Below are 22,523 nucleotides of genomic sequence, written 5' to 3' on the forward strand. Positions count from 1 at the left end.
AAAATACTTCACAAGATCTGTTCATTGGTGGATGATCGAAACCAATCTGTAGGACAAAGCTCGCTACAAGACCCACAGAACGGTTCGCTGTCTTTTCCGGAGTGCCTCATGAATAACAAGAATGTCGGTGTGATCGGGCTCGGCGCGATGGGCCTGGGCATTGCCCGCTCGTTGCTGCGCGCAGGCTTCAATGTGCATGCCTGTGATGTGCGCGCCGCCGTTACCGAGCAATTTGCCGGCGAGGGCGGCGTGGCCTGTGTGTCGCCTGCCGACATGGCGGTTCAATGCGATGTGATCATCACGGTGGTGGTGAATGCCGAGCAGACCGACACCGTGTTGTTTGGCGAGAACGGTGCCGTGCAAGCCTTGCGCGAGGGCAGTCTGGTCATTGGTTGTGCCACGGTGGCGCCGACCTTTGCCGTGGAACTGGGTCAGCGCCTGACGCAGACCGGCCTGTTGTACCTCGACGCGCCCATCTCCGGCGGCGCGGCCAAGGCAGCGGCCGGCGAGATGACCATGATGACGTCGGGCCCGGCCCCGGCCTATGCCAAGGCCGAAGCGGTCCTGGCGGGCATGGCGGGCAAGGTCTATCGCCTGGGCGATGTCCACGGCCTGGGCTCCAAAGTCAAAATCATCAATCAGTTACTGGCCGGCGTACACATTGCCGCCTCGGCCGAAGCCATGGCGCTGGGGCTGCGCGAAGGCGTGGATGCCGATGCGCTGTACGAAGTGATCACCCACAGTGCCGGCAACTCCTGGATGTTCGAGAACCGCGTGCCGCACATCCTCAAGGCTGACTACACGCCGCTGTCGGCGGTGGACATCTTTGTCAAGGATCTGGGCCTGGTGCTCGATACCGCCCGCGCCAGCAAATTCCCGTTGCCGCTGTCGGCCACCGCGCACCAGATGTTCATGCAGGCCTCCAGCGCCGGCTTCGGGCGGGAGGATGATTCGGCGGTGATCAAGATTTTCCCGGGCATCGACCTGCCGACCGCCAACCCCGACGCGATTTGAGGAGCCGCCATGACCCCTTCCAACGCACGCCCGCTGCTGGGCTGCATTGCCGACGACTTCACCGGCGCCACGGACCTGGCCAACATGCTGGTGCGCGGCGGCATGCGCACGGTGCAGCGCATCGGCATTCCCGGTGCCGAAGACGCTGAAGGCCTGGCGGCCGATGCGATCGTCATTGCCCTCAAGTCGCGGACCCTGCCTGTGGCCGAGGCCATCGACGAATCCCTCGCGGCACTGGCCTGGTTGCGTGAACGCGGCTGCCAGCAGATCTTCTTCAAATACTGCTCGACCTTCGATTCGACCGCCGCAGGCAATATCGGCCAGGTGAGCGAAGCCTTGCTCAAGGCCCTGGACAGTGATTTCACCTTGGCCTGCCCGGCGTTTCCGGAAAACGGCCGAACGATTTTCCGCGGCCATCTGTTCGTGCAGGACCAATTGCTGAACGAGTCGGGCATGCAACACCACCCATTGACGCCGATGACCGACGCCAACCTGGTGCGTGTGCTGCAAGCCCAGACTTCCCTCGAGGTCGGCCTGTTGCGCTACGACAGTGTCGCCCAGGGCGTGGACGCCGTGCGGGCGAAGATCGCCGGGTTGCGTGCCCAGGGCGTCGGCATGGCCATCGCTGACGCGTTGTCCGATGCGGACCTGTACACCCTCGGCGCGGCCTGCGCGGACCTACCGTTGCTGACGGGCGGCTCCGGGCTGGCCCTGGGGCTGCCGGACAACTTCCGGCGAGCCGGCCAGCTGAGGGATTTCGATGTGTCGACGTTGCCCCAGGTCCCTGGCGGTGAAGTGGTCTTGGCCGGCAGCGCGTCCATCGCCACCAATGGACAAGTGGCCGCCTGGCTCGAAGCTGGGCGGCCAGCCTTGCGCATCGATCCCGTGGCGCTGGCGGCCGGTGAGCCGGTGGTGGCCCGAGCCCTGGCGTTTGCCCGTGACGCGGCGGACACCGTGCTGATCTATGCCACCAACAACGCCGATGAAGTCAGGCTCGTACAACAACAGTTGGGCGCCGGGCGGGCCGGTGCGCTGGTGGAGAATGCCTTGGGCGACATCGCCCGAGGTTTGCGCGAGCAGGGTGTACGGCGTTTCGTGATTGCCGGTGGCGAAACCTCCGGCGCGGTGGTCAAGGCGCTGGAGGTGACGCTGCTGCAGATCGGTGCGCAGATCGATCCCGGTGTGCCAGCCACCCTCAGCAGCGGCCCGCAACCGCTGGCTCTGGCGCTCAAGTCGGGTAATTTCGGCGGTCGCGATTTCTTCGCCAAGGCCCTCGCGCAATTGTCCGGAGGCGCTCGATGAGCCCGGAAAGCGCCTTGCGCGAAGAAATCTGCGAAGTCGGCCTTAGCCTCTATCAACGCGGCTATACCGTCGGCAGTGCGGGCAACATCAGCGCCCGGCTCGACGATGGCTGGCTGATCACGCCGACCGATGCCTGCCTGGGACGTCTCGATCCAGCGGCCATCGCCAAGGTCAGTAGCGCCGGCGATTGGCTGTCCGGGCACAAGCCCTCCAAGACCCTGGCGTTGCATCGCCAGGTCTACGACCGCAACCCGACGGTCGGCGGCGTGGTGCACACCCACTCCACCTACCTGGTGGCGCTGACCCTGGCCGGGGTCTGGCGCCACGATGACATTTTGCCGCCGCTCACGCCTTATCAGGTGATGAAGGTCGGGCATGTTCCATTGATCGGCTACCAGCGCCCCGGCTCGCCCAACGTGGCCGAGCAGGTGGCGCAACTGGCCAATCGGGTTCGCGGCGTGATGCTCGAACGCCTGGGCCCGGTGGTCTGGGAAAGTTCGGTGTCCCGGGCCAGCTACGCCCTGGAAGAGTTGGAAGAAACCGCGCGGCTCTGGCTGATGAGCAATCCCAGACCCGAGCCGCTCGATCAGGCGGCACTGGATGAGCTGCGCGCGATCTTCGGCGCCGATTGGTAAGGGATCCGCCACAAGAACCAAAGCCTTGCACAGCCAGTGTCGAGGGAATCGATTCCCTCGACAGCGGTACCGTGCGGGCTGGCTGAAAACACAATAACAACAGGGTTCACTCCATGATCCATTTCAACCGCAGTGTTTGTCGTGCAAGCGTTCTCCCGTTCCTCTGCGGAGGGGAGCGCCCATGAGCCCGGTCATCCTGATGATCACGGCCGGTGCCGGGATTGCGCTGTTGCTGTTCCTGGTGCTCAAGTACAAGTTCCAACCGTTCGTGGCGCTGATGCTGGTGAGCATCCTGGTGGCGCTGGTGGCCGGGGTGAAGCCGGCCGACCTGGTGGCAACCATCGAAGGCGGCATGGGCAAGACCCTCGGCCATATCGCGATCATCATTGCCCTGGGCGCGATGATCGGGCGGATCATCGAGCTGTCGGGCGGCGCCGAGGCCCTGGCGAGAACCCTGATCGAACGTTTTGGCAACCGGCGTACACCGCTGGCCCTGACCATTGCCGGTTTCATCATCGGCGTGCCGGTGTTCTTCGAGGTGGGTGTCATCATCCTCATGCCGCTGGCCTATGGCGTGGCCCGCAGCGCCCGCAAGCCGTTGCTGGTGTTCGCCTTGCCGATGTGCGCGGCATTGCTCACGGTGCATGCGTTCCTGCCGCCACATCCGGGGGCCGTGGCGGCGGCCAGCCAGTTAGGCGCGGACCTGGGCAGGGTGTTGATGTTCGGCCTGCCGCTGACTGCATTCCTGTGTTTTGTCGGCTATAAAGTGGCGGGGCGCATGACCCGTCGCTTCTATCCGATGACCGACGACATCCGCGCCGAAGTCTACGGTCCCCATGTCACCAACGAAGACCTCGCCGCCTGGAGCAATGGCAACGGCAGGGATCCGCTGCAAGCCGCCATCGCCGTGTCCCATATGGGGCTGGAAGAATCCACCGGCTCGCTGGTCGCCAGGCTGCCAGCGGCGCCGCCACCGGGCTTCGGTCTGATTGTCGGGCTGATCCTGTTGCCAATCGTGCTGATCCTGCTGGGCACGCTGTCGACCACGCTGCTGCCGGTGGAATCCACGGTTCGCGGTGTCATGACGGTGTTGGGGGCGCCGCTGGTGGCTTTGCTGATCGACACCTTGCTTTGCGCCTGGCTGCTGGGCTCACGGCGGGGCTGGAGTCGCACCCAAGTGTCCGATGTGATCGGCTCGGCGTTGCCCGGGGTGGCGATGGTGATCCTGATCGCCGGTGCCGGTGGCGTCTTTGGCAAGGTCCTGGTGGACACCGGGATCGGAGCGGTGGTGTCCGACATGTTGCGCACCACCGGGCTGCCGGTGTTGGCGCTGGGCTTCTTGCTGACCATGTTGCTGCGCGCCGTGCAGGGTTCGACCACGGTCGCGCTGGTGACCACCGCCGGTATCATCAGCCCGTTGATCGCTACGCTCGGTCTGACCCCCAATCACCTGGCGCTGCTGTGCCTGGCCATGGGCGGTGGCGGACTGGCGATGTCCCACATCAACGATGCCGGCTACTGGATCTTCACTAAACTGGCAGGGCTCAACGTGGCGGACGGCCTGCGAACCTGGACCGTGATCACCACGCTGCTCGGTACACTCGGTTTTGGTATCACCTTGTTGATCTGGCCTTTCGTCTAACCTTTTTATTCCAGGAGCGTCGGTATGCCTCGTTTCGCAGCCAACCTCAGCATGCTCTACCCGCAACATGATTTCCTCGACCGTTTCGCGGCTGCGGCGGCCGATGGTTTCGATGCCGTGGAGTACCTGTTCCCCTACGAGTACAGCCCCGAGGTGCTCAAGCAGCGGCTGGATGACAATGGCCTTGTCCAGGCGTTGTTCAACGCACCGCCCGGGGATTGGGCGGCAGGGGAGCGGGGTATTGCGACTCTGCCAGGACGTGAGCAGGAATTCCGCGAGGGTTTCGACCGGGCCCTGAGCTATGCCGCGACGCTGGGCAATTCAAACGTTCACGTCATGGCCGGCTTGCTGCCGTCCGAAGCCGAGCGTGCCCGGCACCACGCTGTGTACCTGGAAAACCTCGCCTACGCCACGACCCAGGCGGCGAAGGCTGGGATCACGGTGTTGCTGGAGCCGATCAACACCCGGGACATGCCGGGCTTTTTCCTGAACCGCCAGGACCAGGCCCATGCCATTTGCCGGGAGGTGGGGGCCGATAACCTCAAGGTGCAGTTTGATTGCTACCACTGTCAGATCGTCGAGGGTGATCTGGCGAGCAAGTTGCGGCGTGACTTCAATGGCATCGGCCACATCCAGATTGCCGGCGTGCCGGATCGCCATGAGCCGGACCTGGGGGAAGTCCATTATCCGTTCCTGTTCGAGCTGCTGGATGAGCTGGGGTATGACGGCTGGGTGGGTTGCGAATATCGGCCGCGCGGAGATACTTCGGCCGGCTTGCAATGGTTGCGGGATTGGAAGGCACGCTGATTTTGTCTGCTCCACAAAAGGGGGTGAACTCGCCTTTTGTGGGAGCAAAGCTTGCTCGCGATGGCGGTCTGATGTTGACCGTGTACATATCCATTATTGCGTAACGGCCACCTATGGTTTCGCCCTTACGGCGACCTACTTTCTTTCAAACGCCAAAGAAAGTAGGCAAAGAACGCTCCGCCCCAGCGTACGGCCCCTCGCCAAGGCTCGGGGTTCCTTCGCTCCGGCATTCATCAGGGGGGCATCGGCTCCGGTCCGCTGCGCTTGACCTCCACTCGATGGGTTCGACTGCGTCGAACGGCGCTGTGCGCCATCCCCCTGCTGAACGCCTGCGCTCAGCCTGCCGAAGGGGCGGAAGATCAAAAGCCGCGGCGTGGCTTATGGATAGGTTTGGTTCTAACGGGCGTGCACTGGCCCATTGTGGGAGCGGGCTTGCTCGCGAAGACGGAGTGTCAGTCAAACAGATGTTGCTGACCCAGCGCTTTCGTCGGATCGCCCACCCGGAGCAGGCCCCTCACGGCAACAGCAATTCAACCCCCTGCTTGCGGATGCCATCGGCCGCCGCCTGAGCCAGGGCGTTGTCGCTGATGATGAAGTCGAACTGTTCCAGCCCGGCGATGCGGTACATGCTGAAGGTGCCGTACTTGGAGCTGCTGGCCACCAGCACCACTTGCGAGGCCGACTGCATCGCTACCTGCTTGACCTCCACTTTCAAGGCCGATGGCGTGGTGATGCCCCGTTGCAGGTCCCACGAACTGGTGGACATGAAGGCAATGTCCGTCACTATCTGACGTAAGGTCGCCACCGCCAGCCCGCCGACGCAGGAGTGATTGGAATGATCCAACTGCCCGCCGGTATGAATCACGGTCACCTGCGGTGCTTCCATCAGCGCCTGGACCACGCCGAAATCGTTGGTCACCACCGTCATCCCCGACAACGCCTTGATGTAAGGCACGATCTCCAGCGTGCTGGTGCCGGCATCCAGGTACACCGTCATGTCATCCTTGAGCAGCCTGGCCGCCAGTTTGGCCATGGCCTGTTTCTGCGGCAGTTCCACCACGGCCTTGGACTGGTGGCTCGGCTCGCTGTGCAACTGGCTGGCGATGCGCACCCCACCCGTCACCGAATAGGCTCGACCTTCCTGCTCCAGCAGGGCGATGTCGCGGCGCACGGTCATGTGCGAGCAATCGAACATCTCCATCAACTGATGAACGCTCAGCACCTGATGCTTGCGCAACTGACGCAGGATCTGTTCCCGACGCTGCTCGGGAATCATCGGTGCAGGGCTGTCGTTGGCCATGTCCTTGGAGGTGGGCATTGGTGTGGGCTCGGTGACTGATAGGGCAGGGGAGCGTACATAGTAGCGAATCCGCGGGAGGCGGACGAGGCACAAAGCCGAGCAAGCTCCCTCGCCACGATTGTCTTGTACAGATTGTTTATCCGCTTCAATTCCATCAGCGCGGTACTGGCAACGGAGTGTCAGTACTAAGGCTATCAGTCCAGGCTAGGACCGATAAGTGATCTGTCACTCGGTCGGCGTCGACATCAGCCAAGGCCTCGAGGGTCAGGCAACTGCGTTCAGTTATCTGATCAAGGTTCTCGGCCAGTTGTACGCCCAGCGGGGATAAACCCCCTCGCCACAGATCTCCGGTTGCTTTCAGGAATACAGGCATAAAAAACCCGCATCTCGCGACGCGGGTTTTTTTCACAACGACACTGCCCAGGCGATCAGCCCGTCAGGCCCGCCTGCTGGACCAGGGTCAGCAACGGCTGCGGGTACACGCCGAGGAAGAACGCCAGGATGGCGATGGCCAGCAGCATCACGCCGCCTGCCTTCTGTTCCCAGTGCAGCTCGGCATCGTGACGACGCAGGTTGGGTTCCATCAGGTACAGGGTGACCATGACGCGCAGGTAGTAGAACACGCCGATGGCACTGCCCAGCACCAGGGAGCCGACCAGCCACCATTGGTGAGCCTCGACGCCGGTGGCGACGATGTAGAACTTGCCGATGAAGCCGGCGGTCAGCGGGATGCCGGCCAGGGACAGCATCATCACGGTCAGCACGGCGGTCAGGTACGGACGGCGCCAGAACAGGCCGCGGTATTCGTACAGCGCGTCGGCGTCGCGGCCGTTGTACGGCGAGGACATCAGGGTGATCACGCCGAAGGCGCCGAGGCTGGTGATCACGTAGGTGACCAGGTAAACGCCGATGGCTTCCACCGCCAGGCCCTTGCTGGCGATCAGGGCGATCAGCAGGTAACCGAAGTGGGCGATGGACGAGTAACCCAGCAGACGCTTGAGGTTGCTCTGGGTCAGTGCCAGCAGGTTACCGAACAGGATCGACGCAATGGCGATGATGGTCAGTACGTTGCTCAACACACCGCTGCTGGCCACGGGCGAGATCTGGAACAGACGCACCATGACCGCGAACACTGCTACTTTCGAGGCAGTGGCCAGGAACGCCGCCACCGGCGCCGGGGCGCCTTCGTAGACGTCCGGGGTCCACAGGTGGAACGGCACCAGCGACAGCTTGAACGCCAGGCCGATCAGCATCATGCCCAGGCCCAGTTGTGCGATCGGGCTGGGCAGGCCGGTGGCCGCCAGGGCCTGGCCGATGCCGACGAAGCTCAGGGTACCGGCTTCCGCGTAGAGCAGCGCCATGCCGAACAACAGGAACGCCGAACCGGCGGCCGACAGCACCATGTACTTGATGCCGGCTTCCAGGGAGCGCTTGTTGAAGAAGGCGTAGGCCACCAGGCCGTAGACCGGCACCGACAGCAGTTCCAGGCCGATGAACAGGCTGGCCAGGTGCTGTGCGCTGACCAGGACCAGGCCGCCGGCGGCGGCCATCAGGATCAGCAGGTACAGTTCTTCGCGGTTGCCCGGGTAACCCGAACCGCCGTCGCCGAGGTAGGCGTGGGCGAGGGTGACGCAGGCGAGGGTGGCGACCAGGATCAACGCCATGTACAGGCAGGCGAAGCTGTCGATCTGCAGCAATGGCGTGACCGCCAGAGGCGCGACTTTCAGGGCCGGCAGGATCGACAGCAAGGCCAGGTTCAGCCCTGCCACCGACAACAGGAAGGTCTGTGAGTGATTGCGCCGCCAGGCGATCGCCAGCATCACCACGATGATCGTGGCGCTGGTGATCAACAGCGGTGCAAGCGCGATAAAGTGTTGAATCGTGAATTCCATAGCGCTCTTACCGGGCCGAAGCGAGTTGAGAGAAGGCGGTGCCGAGCCACTGCTGCACGCCATGCATGGTGGCGGCAGACGTGTCGAGGAACGGCTGCGGGTAGACGCCGAGGTAGACCAGCAGCATCGCCAGGCCCAGCACCATGATCAGTTCGCGACCGTCCATGCCGCGCAGCACTTCGTCCGACTTCGACGGGCCGAAGTAGGCGCGGTGGATCATGATCAGTGAGTAGACCGAACCGAACACCAGGCCGGAGGTGGCGATGGCGATGATCCACGGCGAACTGGCAAACGTGCCGATCAGGATCAGGAACTCGCCGACGAAGTTGCCGGTGCCCGGCAGGCCCAGGGAGGCGGCTGCGAAGAACAGGCTGATGGCCGGCAGGTAGGCGATGCGCGACCACACGCCACCCATCTCACGCATGTCGCGGGTGTGCAGGCGCTCGTACAACTGACCGCTGAGAATAAACAGCGCCGCCGCCGACAGGCCGTGGGCGAGCATCTGGATCACCGCGCCTTGCAGGGCGAGCTGGCTGCCGGAGTAGATCCCGATCAGCACGAAGCCCATGTGCGAGACGCTGGAGAACGCGATCAGGCGCTTGATGTCGGTCTGGGCGAACGCCAGGAACGCACCGTAGAAGATTCCGATCAGGCCCAGGGTCATCGCAATCGGCGCGAACTCGGCCGAGGCGTTGGGGAACAGCGGCAGGGCGAAACGCAGCAGGCCGTAGGCTGCCGTCTTCAGCAGGATACCGGCCAGGTCCACGGAACCGGCGGTCGGCGCCTGGGCGTGGGCATCCGGCAGCCAGGAGTGGAACGGCACCACCGGCAGCTTCACCGCGAAGGCGATGAAGAAACCCAGCATCAGTACGTACTCGGTGCTGCGCGACATCTGTACTTTCAACAGGTCGGCGTAGTTGAAGGTAATCACGCCGGTGTTGTTGAAGTTGACCAGCACCAGGCCCAGGATCGCCACCAACATGATCAGGCCGGAAGCCTGGGTGAAGATGAAGAACTTGGTCGCCGCGTAGATCCGGGTCTTCTTGCCGTCCGAAGAACTGTGACCCCAGAGCGCGATGAGGAAGTACATCGGCACCAGCATCATTTCCCAGAAGAAGAAGAACATGAACAGGTCCAGCGCCAGGAACACGCCGACGACACCGCCCAGGATCCACATCAGGTTGAGGTGGAAGAAGCCGACGTGACGCTGGATCTCTTTCCAGGAGCAGAGGACCGAGAGGATCCCCAGCAGGCCGGTCAGCAGGATCATCAGCAGCGACAGGCCGTCGAGGGCCAGGTGCACGCTGATGCCGAAGCGTTCGATCCAGAGGTGCTTGAATTCAAGCGCCCAGGTCGGGTTGGCGCCGGGGGCAGGGGCGAATGAATAGTCGCCGGTCGCCCACAGCCAGAGGCCGAGCGCGAGTTCCAGGGACATGGTCAGCAGCGCAATCCAGCGCGGGAGCGTGGAGCTGGAGCGCTCCGCGATCCAGCACAGCAGGCCGCCGATGAAGGGGATCAGGATTAGCCAGGGCAGAATCATGACGGGCTCGTTTCCTTTCGCAAGTTCGCAAGGTTCATATCAGACCGCTACCAGCACGATGGCGCCGATAACCAGCACGGCGCCAGCCGCCATGGAAGCCGCATACCAACGCAGTTGACCGGTCTCGGTACGGCTCAGGGCGGTGTGGCTGCCCTTGGCCATGCGCGGGATCAGGCCAATGGTCTGGTCGAGCGGGTCTTTGCGCAGAATGTGGCTGATCGCAAGGTATGGCTTGACGAACAGTTTGTCGTAGATCCAGTCGAAGCCCCAGGCAGCGAACCACCAGGCCGAAAGGACACGGCCAAGGCCGCTGTTGGCGATCGCGGTCACGAAGCGACGCTTGCCCAGGAACAGCAGGGCGGACAGCAGGATACCCGCCAGGGCGATGGCGCCGGAGGCGATTTCCAGGCTGTGCTTGGCTTCGCCGCCGGCATGGCCGACGCTCTGCGGCAGTACACCGTGCAGCGGCGGGGTGATCATGGCGCCGACGAAGGTCGACAGCACGATCAGCACCGACAGCGGCAGCCAATGGGCAATCCCATGGCCGGCGTGGGCTTCGGTCTTGGCTTCACCATGGAACGCGATGAAGATCAGGCGGAAGGTGTACAGCGAGGTCATGAACGCACCCACCAGGCCGGCATAGAGCAGGCCCTGGTTACCGCTGGCGAACGCTTCCCAGAGGATCTCGTCCTTGGAGTAGAAGCCGGCGGTGACCAGTGGCAGGGCCGCCAGGGCCGCGCCACCGACGATGAAACTGGCGTAGGCCAGCGGCAGCTTCTTCCACAGGCCGCCCATCTTGAAGATGTTCTGCTCGTGGTGGCAGGCCACGATCACCGCGCCGGAGGCAAGGAACAGCAGCGCCTTGAAGAACGCGTGGGTCATCAGGTGGAAGATCGCGCCTTCCCAGGCACCGACGCCCAGGGCCAGGAACATGTAGCCGATCTGGCTCATGGTCGAGTAGGCGAGGATCCGCTTGATGTCGGTCTGCACCAGGGCGGCGAAGCCGGCCAGGACCAGGGTCACGCCACCGACGATGCCCACCAGGTGCAGGATGTCCGGCGCCAGGGCGAACAGACCGTGGGTACGGGCGATCAGGTAGACGCCTGCGGTCACCATGGTGGCGGCGTGGATCAGGGCCGAGACCGGGGTAGGGCCGGCCATCGCATCCGCCAACCAGGTCTGCAGTGGCAGTTGCGCGGATTTACCGACGGCGCCGCCCAGCAGCATCAGGGTCGCCAGGACGATCCAGAAGTCGCCGACCTTGAAGTGCTCGGGTGCCTTGACCAGCAGTTCCTGGATATTCAGCGTGCCCAGTTGCTGGAACAGGATGAACAGGCCGATGGCCATGAACACGTCGCCGATGCGGGTGACGATGAACGCCTTGAGTGCCGCGTTGCCGTTGTTGCGGTTGCTGTAGTAGAAACCGATCAACAGGTACGAACACAGGCCCACGCCTTCCCAGCCGAAGTACAGGAACAACAGGTTATCGCCGAGCACCAGGAACAGCATGCTGGCGATGAACAGGTTGGTGTAGGCGAAGAAACGCGAGTAACCGGCTTCACCGCGCATGTACCAGGAGGCGAACAGGTGGATCAGGAAACCCACGCCGACCACGACACCCAACATGGTGATCGACAGGCCGTCGATGTACAGGGCGAAGTTCGGCGTGAAGCCTTCCACCGCCATCCATTGCCACAGCACCAGGGTGTAGTGGCCACCTTCGGGCGGTGCAACGTTGAACTGCCAGATCACGTAGGCGGCAACAATCGCCGACAGGCCGATGGAGCCGACGCCAACCAGCGCCGAGAGGTTTTCCGACCAGCGTCCACGGGAGAACGCCAGCAGCAGGAAACCGATCAGGGGAAATACGAAAGTCAGAAAGATCATGTTCATCCGCGCATCTCACTGGCAGCGTCGATATCGAGCGTGTGGAAGCGGCGATACAGCTGCAACAGGATCGCCAGGCCGATACTGGCCTCGGCGGCTGCCAGGCTGATCACCAGGATGAACATGATCTGTCCATCGGGCTGCGCCCAGCGAGCGCCCGCGACGATGAAGGCCAGGGCGGCGGCATTCATCATGACCTCCAGGCTCATCAGCACGAACAGAATGTTGCGGCGGACCATCAGGCCGACCAGACCGAGACAGAACAGGATGCCGGCAACTGCCAGACCGTGTTCGAGAGGGATAGCAGGCATGTGATTACTCCTTCGCCTCGTTACGGCCCAAATGGAACGCCGTGACGGCTGCGGCAAGCAGCAGCATCGAGGCGAGTTCGACCACCAGCAGGTACGGACCGAACAGGCTGATGCCCACGGTCTTGGCGCCTACGGTGGTGTGGCCGATGGCCTGGCCGCTCTGGTGAGCGAACAGCACATACAGCAGTTCACCCAGCAGCAGGGCGGCGAGAATCACCGGCCCCGCCCAGATGCCGGGCTTGAGCCAGTTGCGCTCCTGCTGGACCGAGGCCGGGCCGAGGTTCAGCATCATCACCACGAACACGAACAGCACCATGATGGCGCCGGCGTAGGCGATCACTTCCAGGGCCCCGGCGAACGGCGCGCCGAGAGCGAAGAAGGTCATGGCCACGGCGATGAGCGAAATGATCAGGTAGAGCAGGGCATGTATGGGATTGGTGTTGGTGACCACACGAAGCGTGGACACCACAGCGATACCCGATGCGAAATAGAAAGCGAATTCCATCTTTCTTCCTTAAGGCAGCAAGCTCTTCACGTTGATCGGTTCGGCTTCGTTCTGCGCGGCGCCTTTCGGCTTACCGGCAATGGCCATACCTGCAACACGATAGAAGTTGTAATCAGGGTTTTTACCGGGACCGGAAATCAGCAGATCTTCTTTCTCGTACACCAGGTCCTGACGTTTGAAATCCGCCATTTCGAAATCCGGCGTGAGCTGGATCGCGGTGGTCGGGCATGCTTCCTCGCAGAGGCCGCAGAAAATGCAGCGCGAGAAGTTGATGCGGAAGAAGTCCGGGTACCAGCGACCGTCTTCGGTTTCAGCTTTCTGCAGCGAGATGCAGCCCACCGGGCAGGCCACGGCGCACAGGTTGCACGCCACGCAGCGCTCCTCGCCGTCGGGGTCGCGGGTCAGGACGATGCGGCCGCGGTAACGCGGCGCCAGGTAGACCGGCTCTTCCGGGTATTGCAGGGTGTCGCGCTTGCGGAAGCCATGGCCGAAGATCATGACCAGGCTACGCAGTTGGGTACCGGTACCCTTAACGATGTCGCCAATATATTTGAACATGGGTCAAATCCTCACTGAACCGCGGCCGCAGGCGTGTTCATCAACACGATCGCAGCGGTCACCAGCAAATTGATCAGGGTCAGTGGCAGGCAGAATTTCCAGCTGAAGTCCATCACCTGGTCGTAGCGCGGGCGCGGGATGGCGGCGCGCAGCAGGACGAACAGCATGATGAAGAACGCGGTCTTCAGGGCGAACCACACGAAGGACAGTTGCGGCAGGATGTCGAACGGACCGTGCCAGCCGCCGAAGAACAGCGTCACCAGCAATGCCGAAATCAGGACGATACCGATGTACTCGCCCACGAAGAACATGCCCCATTTCATGCCGGCGTATTCAATGTGGTAACCGTCGGCCAGTTCCTGTTCCGCTTCCGGCTGGTCGAACGGGTGACGGTGGGTCACGGCCACGCCAGCGATGAAGAAGGTACAGAAGCCGAAGAACTGCGGAATGATGAACCACAGGTTCTGGGCCTGGTACTCGACGATGTCGCGCATGTTGAACGAGCCGACCTGGACCACCACGCCCATCAGCGCCAGGCCCATGAATACCTCGTAGGACACGGTCTGGGCCGATGCCCGCAAGCTACCCAGCAGGGCGTACTTGTTGTTGCTCGACCAACCGGCGAACAGCACCGCGTACACCGACAGGCCGGCCATGGCAAAGAAGAACAGCAGGCCGATGTTCAGGTCCGCCACACCCCAGGTCGGGGTGATCGGGATGATCGCGAAGGCAATCAGCAAGGCGCTCATGGCCACCACCGGCGCCAGGGTGAAAATCACCTTGTCGACAAAGGGGGGTGTCCAGTCTTCCTTGAAGAACATCTTGATCATGTCGGCGGCGATCTGGAACATGCCGAACGGGCCGACGCGGTTAGGACCGTAGCGGTCCTGCCACCAGCCCAGCAGGCGACGTTCGACAAAGCTCAGCAACGCGCCTGTGACCACCACGGCCAGCAGGATCACGATGGCCTTGAGGACCGTCAGGATCACATCGATCACTTCAGGGGTGAACCAGCTCATTGCGCTGCCTCCTGCAGACCGTCGACGGTTTTACCGAACACCGCCGGTGGAATGCCCGCCAGGCCGGCCGGCAGGGCCACCAGGCCGGCGCCCAGTTCTTCATTGATGCGCAGCGGCAGACGCAAGGTCTGGCCGGCGACGTTCAGGCTCAGCAGGGCGCCGTCGTTGACGCCCAGGCGATCGGCTTCGGACTTGGCCAGGGCCACGTAGGCAGCCGGGATGCGTTCCTGCACCGGCGCGGCCTTGGAAGAGTTCTCTTCGCTGCCGAACAGGTGATGGAACGGCACGACCTGCCAGGTGCCTGGTGCCGGGTTGAAGGCGCGCGGTACGCTGGCGAACCAGCTCAGGCCATCGCCCTGGCTTTCGATCAGGCGCGTGCCCGGGTCACCGGCACGCAGGTGACCGCCGACTTCGTCCTGGAACTTGTTCCAGGCCTGCGGCGAGTTCCAGCCCGGCGACCAGGCGAACGGCACTTGCGAGCGCGGTTCGGCGGAGCCCGAGTAACCTTCCATGGAGAAGGCGAACGCGGTGTCCGTGTCCTGCGGGGTGCGTGGTTCGTGAACGTTGATGTTGGCGCGCATGGCGGTGCGGCCGGAGTAGCGCAGCGGTTCACGGGCCAGTTTCAGGCCCTTGATGCGGAACGAAGCGGACGGTGCGGCGTCGACGATGCCGGCCAGTTGCGCGGTGCTGGAGGCACAGGCAGCGGTGACGTGGTCCAGTTGCGTCCAGTCGATCGGCTGGTTCAGCAGGGTGGCGCGCAGCGCATGCAGCCAGCGCCAGCCTTCGTGGACCAGGATGCTGGCGTCCAGGTATTGCGGGTCGAAGACCTGGAAGAAGCGCTGGGCGCGACCTTCCTGGCTGACCAGCGTACCGTCGCCTTCGGCGAAGCTCGCCGCCGGCAGCACCAGGTGGGCGCGGTCGGTGGTGGCGGTTTTCTGGTGGTCGGCCACGATCACCACTTTAGCGGCGTTCAATGCGGCGTCCACACGGGCTTTGTCGGTGCGGGTGTACAGGTCGTTCTCCAGCACCACCATGGCGTCGGCGCTGCCGTCGATCACCGCTTGCAGGGCGGCATCCACCGATTCGCCACCGAGCATGGCCAGGCCGAGGCTGTTGGCTTCCGGCACGATCAGGCTGATGGAACCGTTCTTCTCGCGCAGCTTCAGGGCCTTGGCGATATTGGCGGCGGCCTCGATCAGGGCCTTGGAGCCCAGGGAAGTACCGGCGATCACCAGCGGACGCTTGGCCGCCAGAAAGGCATCGGCGATGCGCTGGACCAGGGCGGTCGCTTCGCTGTCCAGGCCTTCGACGGCCGGGGCGCTGGCGTCCAGGGCGTGGGCCACGGCAAAACCGATGCGCGCCAGGTCGTCAGGGGCAGCGTGGACGCATTCCTCGGCGACGTCGTCGAGCTTGGTTTCGGCCAGGCTGGCGATGAACAGCGGGTTCAGCTCATGCTGGCCGATGTTCTTCACGGCTGCGTCGAGCCACGGCTGGACGCGCATGGCGTCGGCCATGTCCTCGGCCTTGCCCTTGACCGACTGGCGCAGGGCCAGGGCCATGCGGGCGGCGGTCTGGGTCAGGTCTTCGCCGAGGACGAACACGGCGTCGTGGTCTTCGATGTCGCGCATCGTCGGCACGGGCAGCGGGCTGTCCTTGAGCACTTGCAGCACCAGGCGGATGCGCTCCAGCTCAGCGGCTTCGATACCGCTGTAGAAGTGCTCGGCGCCGACCAGTTCGCGCAGTGCGTAGTTGCTTTCCAGGCTGGCCCGTGGCGACCCGATGCCGACGATGTTGCGGCCGCGCAGCAGTTCGGCGGCCTTATCCAGGGCTTCGTCCAGGCTCAGCTTGGTGCCGTCGGCCAACAGCGGTTGGCGAGGGCGGTCCGTGCGGTTGACGTAGCCGTAGCCGAAGCGGCCACGGTCGCAGAGGAAATACTGGTTCACCGAGCCGTTGTAGCGGTTCTCGATGCGACGCAGTTCGCCATAGCGCTCGCCCGGGCTGATGTTGCAACCGCTGGAGCAGCCGTGGCAGATGCTTGGCGAGAACTGCATGTCCCACTTGCGGTTGTAGCGCTCGGAGTGGGTCTTGTCGGTGAACACACCGGTCGGGCAGACCTCGGTGAGGTTGCCGGAAAACTCGCTTTCCAGGGTGCCGTCTTCAACGCGACCGAAGTACACGTTGTCGTGGGCACCGAACACGCCCAGGTCGGTGCCGCCGGCGTAGTCCTTGTAGTAGCGCACGCAGCGGTAGCAGGCGATGCAGCGGTTCATCTCGTGGGAAATGAACGGACCCAGTTGCTGGTTCTGGTGGGTGCGTTTCTTGAAGCGATAACGGCGCTCGTTGTGGCCGGTCATCACGGTCATGTCTTGCAGGTGGCAGTGACCGCCTTCCTCGCAGACCGGGCAGTCGTGCGGGTGGTTGGTCATCAGCCATTCGACGACACTGGCGCGGAACGCCTTGGATTCTTCATCGTCGATGGAGATCCAGGTGTTGTCGGTGGCGGGGGTCATGCAGGACATGACGATCCGACCACGGGTGTCGTTTTCGTCGGTGTACTGTTTGACCGCGCACTGGCGGCAGGCCCCGACGCTACCAAGCGCGGGATGCCAGCAGAAATATGGGATGTCGAGGCCTAGCGACAGACATGCCTGTAACAGGTTGTCTGCCCCGTCGACTTCGAGCGCTTTGCCGTCTACGTGGATAGTGGCCATGGTTCAAAGTTCTTCGTTGGCCCGGTGTCAGCGGGCGTGGCTAATGGAATCTTGTCGTTCGTCCGAATCCAAACAGCCTGCAAAGGCGTCATCGGACGAAAGGCGAAGGGCACGGACCCTTCGCCTTCTTAAGCGTGTTACGCGCCGACCATGGTCGGCGTGACCACCTGATTGAGATCGCCTGCGCGGGTAGGCGCGATGCCGGCCTCGAATTCAGAGCGGAAGTATTTGATCGCGCTGCCCAACGGCTCCACGGCACCCGGTGCGTGAGCACAGAAGGTCTTGCCTGGGCCGAGGAAACCCACCAGACCCAGCAGGGTCTCGATGTCGCCGGGCTGGCCTTCGCCGTTCTCGATGGCCATCAGCAGCTTGACGCTCCAGGGCAGGCCATCGCGGCAAGGGGTGCAGAAGCCGCAGGACTCACGGGAGAAAAACTGCTCCATGTTGCGCAGCAGCGACACCATGCTGACGCTGTCGTCCACCGCCATGGCCAGGCCGGTACCCATGCGGGTGCCCACCTTGGCGATGCCGCCGGCGTACATCTGCGCGTCCAGGTGTTCCGGCAACAGGAAGCCGGTACCGGCACCACCGGGCTGCCAGCACTTGAGTTTGTAGCCGTCGCGCATGCCGCCAGCGTAATCCTCGAACAGCTCGCGGCCAGTGATGCCGAAAGGCAGTTCCCACAGGCCGGGGTTCTTGACCTTGCCGGAGAAGCCCATGAGCTTGGTGCCCATGTCTTCGCTGCCGTCGCGGGCCAGGGATTTGTACCAGTCCACGCCGTCGGCGATGATCGCCGGCACGTTGCACAGGGTCTCGACGTTGTTCACGCAGGTCGGCTTGCCCCACACGCCCACGGCTGCCGGGAAGGGTGGCTTGGAGCGTGGGTTGGCGCGGCGGCCTTCCAGGGAGTTGATCAGTGCGGTTTCTTCACCGCAGATGTAACGCCCGGCGCCGGTGTGGACGAACAGCTCGAAATCGAAGCCGCTGCCCAGGATGTTCTTGCCCAGGAGGCCCGCGGCCTTGGCTTCTTCCACGGCACGGTTCAGGTGCTTGGCGGCGGTGGTGTATTCGCCGCGCAGGAAAATGTAGCCACGGTAGGTTTTCAGCGCACGGGCGCTGATCAGCATGCCTTCGATCAGCAGATGGGGCAGTTGCTCCATCAGCATGCGGTCCTTCCAGGTGTTGGGTTCCATTTCATCCGCGTTGCACAGCAGGTAGCGGATGTCGATGGATTCGTCCTTGGGCATCAGGCCCCACTTCACGCCGGTAGGGAAGCCCGCACCGCCGCGACCCTTGAGGCCGGAGTCCTTCACGGTCTGGACGATGTCGTCCTGGGCCATCTGGGTGAACGCCTTGCGCGCAGCGGCGTAGCCGTTTTTGGCCTGATACTCGTCCAGCCACACCGCTTCGCCGTCGTCACGCAGACGCCAGGTCAGGGGATGGGTTTCGGCCGAACGCTGGATGCGGTTGGCGGGCCCGAAGGAAGTCAGGGTCATACGTAGCCCTCCAGCAATTTGGCGACGCCGTCTGGTTTGACGTCACCGAAGGTGTCGTCGTCGATCATCAGCGCCGGGGCCTTGTCGCAATTGCCCAGGCAGCACACCGGCAGCAGCGTGAAGCGGCCGTCGGCGGTGGTCTGGCCCAGGCCGATGCCCAGCTTGCTCTGGATTTCGCTGACCACGGATTCGTGGCCACCGATGTAGCAGACCATGCTGTCGCAGACGCGAATGATGTGGCGGCCTACAGGCTGGCGGAAGATCTGGCTGTAGAAGGTGGCGACGCCTTCGACGTCGCTCGCCGGGATGCCGAGGATCTCGCCGATGGCGTAAAGCGCGCCGTCAGGCACCCAGCCACGTTCCTTCTGGACGATCTTCAGGGCTTCGATCGACGCCGCGCGCGGGTCTTCGTAGTGATGCAGCTCGTGCTCGATGGCCGAGCGCTCGGTTTCGCTCAGGGCGAAACGGTCTGTCTGGATAAGCGTGCTGTTCATGCTTAGCGGTCCACGTCGGCCATAACGAAATCGATACTACCCAGGTACGCGATCAAGTCCGCGACCATGCTGCCTTTGATCACCGAAGGGATCTGCTGCAGGTGCGGGTAGCTTGGGGTGCGGATCCGGGTGCGGTAGCTCATGGTGCCGCCGTCGCTCGTCAGGTAATAACTGTTGATGCCCTTGGTCGCTTCGATCATCTGGAAGGACTCGTTGGCCGGCATGACCGGACCCCACGAAACCTGCAGGAAGTGCGTGATCAGGGTCTCGATGTGCTGCAGCGTGCGCTCCTTGGGCGGCGGCGTGGTCAGCGGGTGATCCGCCTTGTACGGGCCTTCCGGCATGTTGCGCAGGCATTGCTCGATGATCTTGACGCTCTGGCGCATTTCCTCGACGCGAACCATGCAGCGGTCATAGGCATCGCCGTTGGCCGCCAGCGGTACTTCGAATTCGAAGTTCTCGTAGCCGGAGTAGGGGCGTGCCTTGCGCAGGTCGAAGTCGCAACCGGTAGAACGCAGGCCAGCACCAGTGACGCCCCATTCCAGAGCTTCCTTGGTGTTGTAGGCGGCGACGCCGATGGTACGGCCCTTGAGGATGCTGTTCTGCAGGGCGGCCTTGGTGTATTCGTCCAGACGCTTGGGCATCCACTCGACGAAGTCCTTGACCAGCTTTTCCCAGCCACGTGGCAGATCGTGGGCCACGCCACCGATGCGGTACCAGGCCGGGTGCAGGCGGAAACCGGTAATGGCTTCGATCACCGTGTACGCCTTCTGGCGGTCGGTGAAGGTGAAGAACACCGGCGTCATGGCGCCGACGTCCTGGATGTAGGTGCCCAGGAACAGCAGGTGACTGGTGATACGGAAGAACTCGGCCATCATGATGCGGATGACGTCGACCCGGTCCGGTACCTTGATCCCGGCCAGTTTCTCGACCGAAAGCACGTACGGCAGGTTGTTCATCACGCCGCCGAGGTAGTCGATGCGGTCGGTGTACGGAATGTAGCTGTGCCAGGACTGGCGCTCGGCCATTTTCTCGGCGCCACGGTGGTGGTAGCCGATGTCCGGGACGCAGTCGACGATCTCTTCGCCGTCCAGTTGCAGGATGATGCGGAACGCACCGTGGGCCGAAGGGTGGTTCGGGCCCAGGTTGAGGAACATGTAGTCCTCGTTGGCGCCCGAACGCTTCATGCCCCAGTCTTCAGGCTTGAAGCGCGCGGCTTCTTCCTCGAGCTGCTGCTTGGCCAGGGACAGGCTGAACGGGTCGAACTCGGTGGCGCGGGCCGGGAAGTCCTTGCGCAGCGGGTGACCTTCCCAGGTCGGCGGCATCATGATGCGCGACAGGTGCGGGTGGCCGGGGAAATCGATCCCGTACATGTCCCACACTTCACGTTCGTACCAGTTGGCGTTCGGCCAGATGCCGGTCACGGTCGGCACGCTGAGGTCGCTCTCGGACAAGGCGACCTTGATCATTACGTCACTATTACGCTCGATCGACATCAGGTGATAGAACACGGTGAAGTCGACGCCGTCGGGCAGGCCCTGGCGCTTGGTGCGCAGGCGCTCGTCCACGCCGTGCAGGTCATAGAGCATGACGTACGGCTTGGGCAGGTTGCGCAGGAAGGTCAGGACTTCGACGAGTCTGGCGCGAGCAACCCAAAGCACCGGCATGCCGGTGCGGGTCGGCTGGGCGGTGAACGCCTCGGGGCCAAAACGGTTGTTCAGTTCGACGACCACATCCTGGTCGTCTGCCTTGTAGGGCGGGATGTACAGAGCACTGCCTGTAGTCATGGTTATTTATCGCTTTCGGTCAACGTAAAGAATGAAGCCAGGTTCGTGTTTCTTGTTCAGGAACAGAGCTGGATCAGACTTCGTCGGGGCTGCGCAGGTTGGTGACTGCGATACGCTGTTCGCGGCGCTGTTCCTTTTGCGATGGCATCTCGGCGCGATAGACGCCTTGATCGCCAACGACCCAGGACAGTGGGCGACGCTCCTGGCCAATCGATTCCTGCAACAGCATCAGGCCTTGCAGGAAAGCTTCGGGGCGGGGCGGGCAGCCAGGCACGTAGACGTCCACGGGCAGGAACTTGTCCACCCCTTGAACGACGGAATAGATGTCGTACATGCCACCGGAGTTGGCGCACGAACCCATGGAGATCACCCATTTCGGTTCGAGCATTTGCTCATAGAGACGCTGGATGATCGGCGCCATCTTGATGAAGCAGGTACCGGCGATAACCATGAAATCCGCCTGACGCGGCGATGCCCGGATTACCTCGGCGCCGAAGCGCGCGATGTCGTGGGGCGCCGTGAAGGCGGTGGTCATTTCCACGTAGCAGCACGAAAGGCCGAAGTTGTACGGCCACAGGGAGTTCTTGCGACCCCAGTTGACCGTGCTGTTCAGCACATCTTCGAGCTTGCCCATGAAGATGTTCTTGTGGACTTGATCTTCTAACGGATCGGAGACGGTTTCCCGTTCGCCAATCGGATACTGCTCGTTAGGAGCATCGGGGTCGATCCTGGTGAGATTGTATTGCATTGCCAAAGCCTCATTGTTTCAGCTTCGCTTGCCGCTTGCGCCGAGCTTCCGGAGCCCAATCAAGTGCCCCCACCCGGAATAGGTAGACAAGACCTGCCAACAGAATTGCTATGAAAACGAGAGCTTCGACAAATCCGGTCCAGCCGCTTTCGCGGACGGACACAGACCAGGCAAAGAGAAAGAGGGCTTCGATATCGAAGATCACGAAGAGCATCGCGACCAGATAGAATTTGGCTGAGAGCCGCAAGCGGGCGCCACCGGTAGGCAGCATGCCGGACTCGAACGGTTCGTTTTTGCTGCGGCCCCAGGCTTTTGACCCGAGCAGGCTCGACAGCCCGAGCATGAAGGCACACAGGCCGACGACACCCAGAAGGAAAATGGCAAAGCCCCAGTTGTGGGCCATGAGTCCTGTCGCTTCGGGCATGCTGGAAATCCTTAACAGAGGGCAAAGGGCCTCTGAGCTTGAAAGAAATAACGCAGTGACGATATGTCGCAGCAATCAATCGCGGTGATTTTATGGCTAAACACCGGGCAAGTAAAATTCCTATAGCGAAATTATTTATTGGAATAAGGACATAGCGCTCCTCCAAAGCTGCGCAACCCCGGCCCTGCGGGCATTGGCCGACTATTCATCCATTCTGCTTTATTCGTGCTGCAACAATGATAATGCCCTTCAAATGATAATTATTATTGTTTGTCCGGGTTTTTCATCAATAACCCGGCACAGTAGCTGAGAACTTTTCTTACAGGGTTGCGACTGCAATTGTCAGCGCTGGCCGTTTTACTCTTTTTCAGACTGCCTGTTACTGCGTTCGATCAATTTTTCTATCGGCGCGCCAAAGGGAAAGGGTCGGTAAGGGGTTGGATCTGCATGA

At 62.7% G+C, this 22,523-nt stretch carries 19 protein-coding genes and 1 pseudogene; 5 read left to right on the forward strand and 15 right to left on the reverse strand.

Features of this window, described 5'->3' with window-relative positions; translation table 11 throughout:
• Nucleotides 1–108: 108 nt before the first annotated feature.
• The 5 genes from ltnD to otnI all read left to right on the forward strand — a co-directional run bounded on the left by ltnD (nucleotide 109) and on the right by otnI (nucleotide 5,400).
• Nucleotides 109–1,014, forward strand: coding sequence for an L-threonate dehydrogenase (gene ltnD, locus FBY02_RS22565; protein WP_144930336.1), 906 nt, complete (start codon nucleotides 109–111; stop codon nucleotides 1,012–1,014).
• A gap of 9 nt (nucleotides 1,015–1,023) precedes the next feature.
• The gene (gene otnK, locus FBY02_RS22570) at nucleotides 1,024–2,316 is read left to right on the forward strand and encodes a 3-oxo-tetronate kinase (protein ID WP_144930337.1); all 1,293 of its coding nucleotides are present in this window, start codon (nucleotides 1,024–1,026) and stop codon (nucleotides 2,314–2,316) included.
• The gene (locus FBY02_RS22575) at nucleotides 2,313–2,951 is read left to right on the forward strand and encodes an aldolase (protein WP_144930338.1); all 639 of its coding nucleotides are present in this window, start codon (nucleotides 2,313–2,315) and stop codon (nucleotides 2,949–2,951) included. The genes otnK and FBY02_RS22575 overlap by 4 nt, the downstream gene beginning before the upstream one ends.
• Nucleotides 2,952–3,132: 181 nt before the next feature.
• Nucleotides 3,133–4,593, forward strand: a complete 1,461-nt coding sequence (locus FBY02_RS22580) for an SLC13 family permease (RefSeq protein ID WP_144930339.1) — start codon at nucleotides 3,133–3,135, stop codon at nucleotides 4,591–4,593.
• Between the two features lie 24 nt (nucleotides 4,594–4,617).
• Nucleotides 4,618–5,400, forward strand: a complete 783-nt coding sequence (gene otnI, locus FBY02_RS22585) for a 2-oxo-tetronate isomerase (RefSeq protein ID WP_144930340.1) — start codon at nucleotides 4,618–4,620, stop codon at nucleotides 5,398–5,400.
• 514 nt (nucleotides 5,401–5,914) lie between these two features.
• Here otnI and FBY02_RS22590 read toward each other — a convergent pair.
• From FBY02_RS22590 to FBY02_RS22660, 15 genes and pseudogenes are all read right to left on the reverse strand, one after another.
• A complete protein-coding gene (locus tag FBY02_RS22590; RefSeq protein ID WP_144930341.1) occupies nucleotides 5,915–6,718 on the reverse strand; it encodes a DeoR/GlpR family DNA-binding transcription regulator in 804 nt (267 codons plus the stop codon).
• A gap of 136 nt (nucleotides 6,719–6,854) precedes the next feature.
• Nucleotides 6,855–6,995, reverse strand: a pseudogene (locus FBY02_RS28475) (CopG family transcriptional regulator); the annotation flags it as partial.
• Between the two features lie 133 nt (nucleotides 6,996–7,128).
• Nucleotides 7,129–8,592, reverse strand: a complete 1,464-nt coding sequence (nuoN, locus tag FBY02_RS22600) for an NADH-quinone oxidoreductase subunit NuoN (RefSeq protein WP_144930342.1) — start codon at nucleotides 8,590–8,592, stop codon at nucleotides 7,129–7,131.
• Between the two features lie 7 nt (nucleotides 8,593–8,599).
• Complete coding sequence (gene nuoM, locus FBY02_RS22605) at nucleotides 8,600–10,132, reverse strand: NADH-quinone oxidoreductase subunit M (protein ID WP_144930343.1); 1,533 nt, start codon at nucleotides 10,130–10,132, stop codon at nucleotides 8,600–8,602.
• Nucleotides 10,133–10,171: 39 nt separating this feature from the next.
• Nucleotides 10,172–12,025 (reverse strand): NADH-quinone oxidoreductase subunit L, encoded by a 1,854-nt coding sequence (gene nuoL, locus FBY02_RS22610; protein WP_144930344.1) that lies wholly within the window; start codon nucleotides 12,023–12,025, stop codon nucleotides 10,172–10,174.
• Nucleotides 12,022–12,330, reverse strand: a complete 309-nt coding sequence (nuoK, locus tag FBY02_RS22615) for an NADH-quinone oxidoreductase subunit NuoK (RefSeq protein ID WP_017131317.1) — start codon at nucleotides 12,328–12,330, stop codon at nucleotides 12,022–12,024. Before nuoK ends, nuoL begins: the two co-directional genes overlap by 4 nt.
• Before the next feature lie 4 nt (nucleotides 12,331–12,334).
• Nucleotides 12,335–12,835, reverse strand: a complete 501-nt coding sequence (nuoJ, locus tag FBY02_RS22620) for an NADH-quinone oxidoreductase subunit J (protein ID WP_024779321.1) — start codon at nucleotides 12,833–12,835, stop codon at nucleotides 12,335–12,337.
• 9 nt (nucleotides 12,836–12,844) lie between these two features.
• Nucleotides 12,845–13,393: an NADH-quinone oxidoreductase subunit NuoI gene (nuoI, locus tag FBY02_RS22625; protein ID WP_024779320.1), complete on the reverse strand. Its 549-nt coding sequence runs from the start codon at nucleotides 13,391–13,393 to the stop codon at nucleotides 12,845–12,847.
• Between the two features lie 11 nt (nucleotides 13,394–13,404).
• Nucleotides 13,405–14,412, reverse strand: coding sequence for an NADH-quinone oxidoreductase subunit NuoH (gene nuoH / locus FBY02_RS22630; protein WP_024779319.1), 1,008 nt, complete (start codon nucleotides 14,410–14,412; stop codon nucleotides 13,405–13,407).
• The gene (gene nuoG, locus FBY02_RS22635; protein WP_144930345.1) at nucleotides 14,409–17,123 is read right to left on the reverse strand and encodes an NADH-quinone oxidoreductase subunit NuoG; all 2,715 of its coding nucleotides are present in this window, start codon (nucleotides 17,121–17,123) and stop codon (nucleotides 14,409–14,411) included. Before nuoG ends, nuoH begins: the two co-directional genes overlap by 4 nt.
• A 137-nt stretch (nucleotides 17,124–17,260) precedes the next feature.
• On the reverse strand, nucleotides 17,261–18,619 hold the full coding sequence (nuoF, locus tag FBY02_RS22640) for an NADH-quinone oxidoreductase subunit NuoF (RefSeq protein ID WP_144930346.1): 1,359 nt from the start codon (nucleotides 18,617–18,619) through the stop codon (nucleotides 17,261–17,263).
• Nucleotides 18,616–19,113: an NADH-quinone oxidoreductase subunit NuoE gene (gene nuoE, locus FBY02_RS22645; RefSeq protein ID WP_053157826.1), complete on the reverse strand. Its 498-nt coding sequence runs from the start codon at nucleotides 19,111–19,113 to the stop codon at nucleotides 18,616–18,618. The genes nuoF and nuoE overlap by 4 nt, the downstream gene beginning before the upstream one ends.
• Before the next feature lie 2 nt (nucleotides 19,114–19,115).
• On the reverse strand, nucleotides 19,116–20,900 hold the full coding sequence (nuoC, locus tag FBY02_RS22650; RefSeq protein WP_144930347.1) for an NADH-quinone oxidoreductase subunit C/D: 1,785 nt from the start codon (nucleotides 20,898–20,900) through the stop codon (nucleotides 19,116–19,118).
• 73 nt (nucleotides 20,901–20,973) lie between these two features.
• Entirely contained in the window at nucleotides 20,974–21,648 is a 675-nt protein-coding gene (locus tag FBY02_RS22655) for an NADH-quinone oxidoreductase subunit B family protein (protein WP_024779314.1), read from the reverse strand.
• A gap of 10 nt (nucleotides 21,649–21,658) precedes the next feature.
• Nucleotides 21,659–22,072: an NADH-quinone oxidoreductase subunit A gene (locus FBY02_RS22660; protein WP_024779313.1), complete on the reverse strand. Its 414-nt coding sequence runs from the start codon at nucleotides 22,070–22,072 to the stop codon at nucleotides 21,659–21,661.
• Nucleotides 22,073–22,523: the final 451 nt, after the last annotated feature.

Source organism: Pseudomonas sp. SJZ078 (assembly GCF_007828255.1).
In the GTDB taxonomy this organism is placed as follows: Bacteria; Pseudomonadota; Gammaproteobacteria; order Pseudomonadales; family Pseudomonadaceae; genus Aquipseudomonas.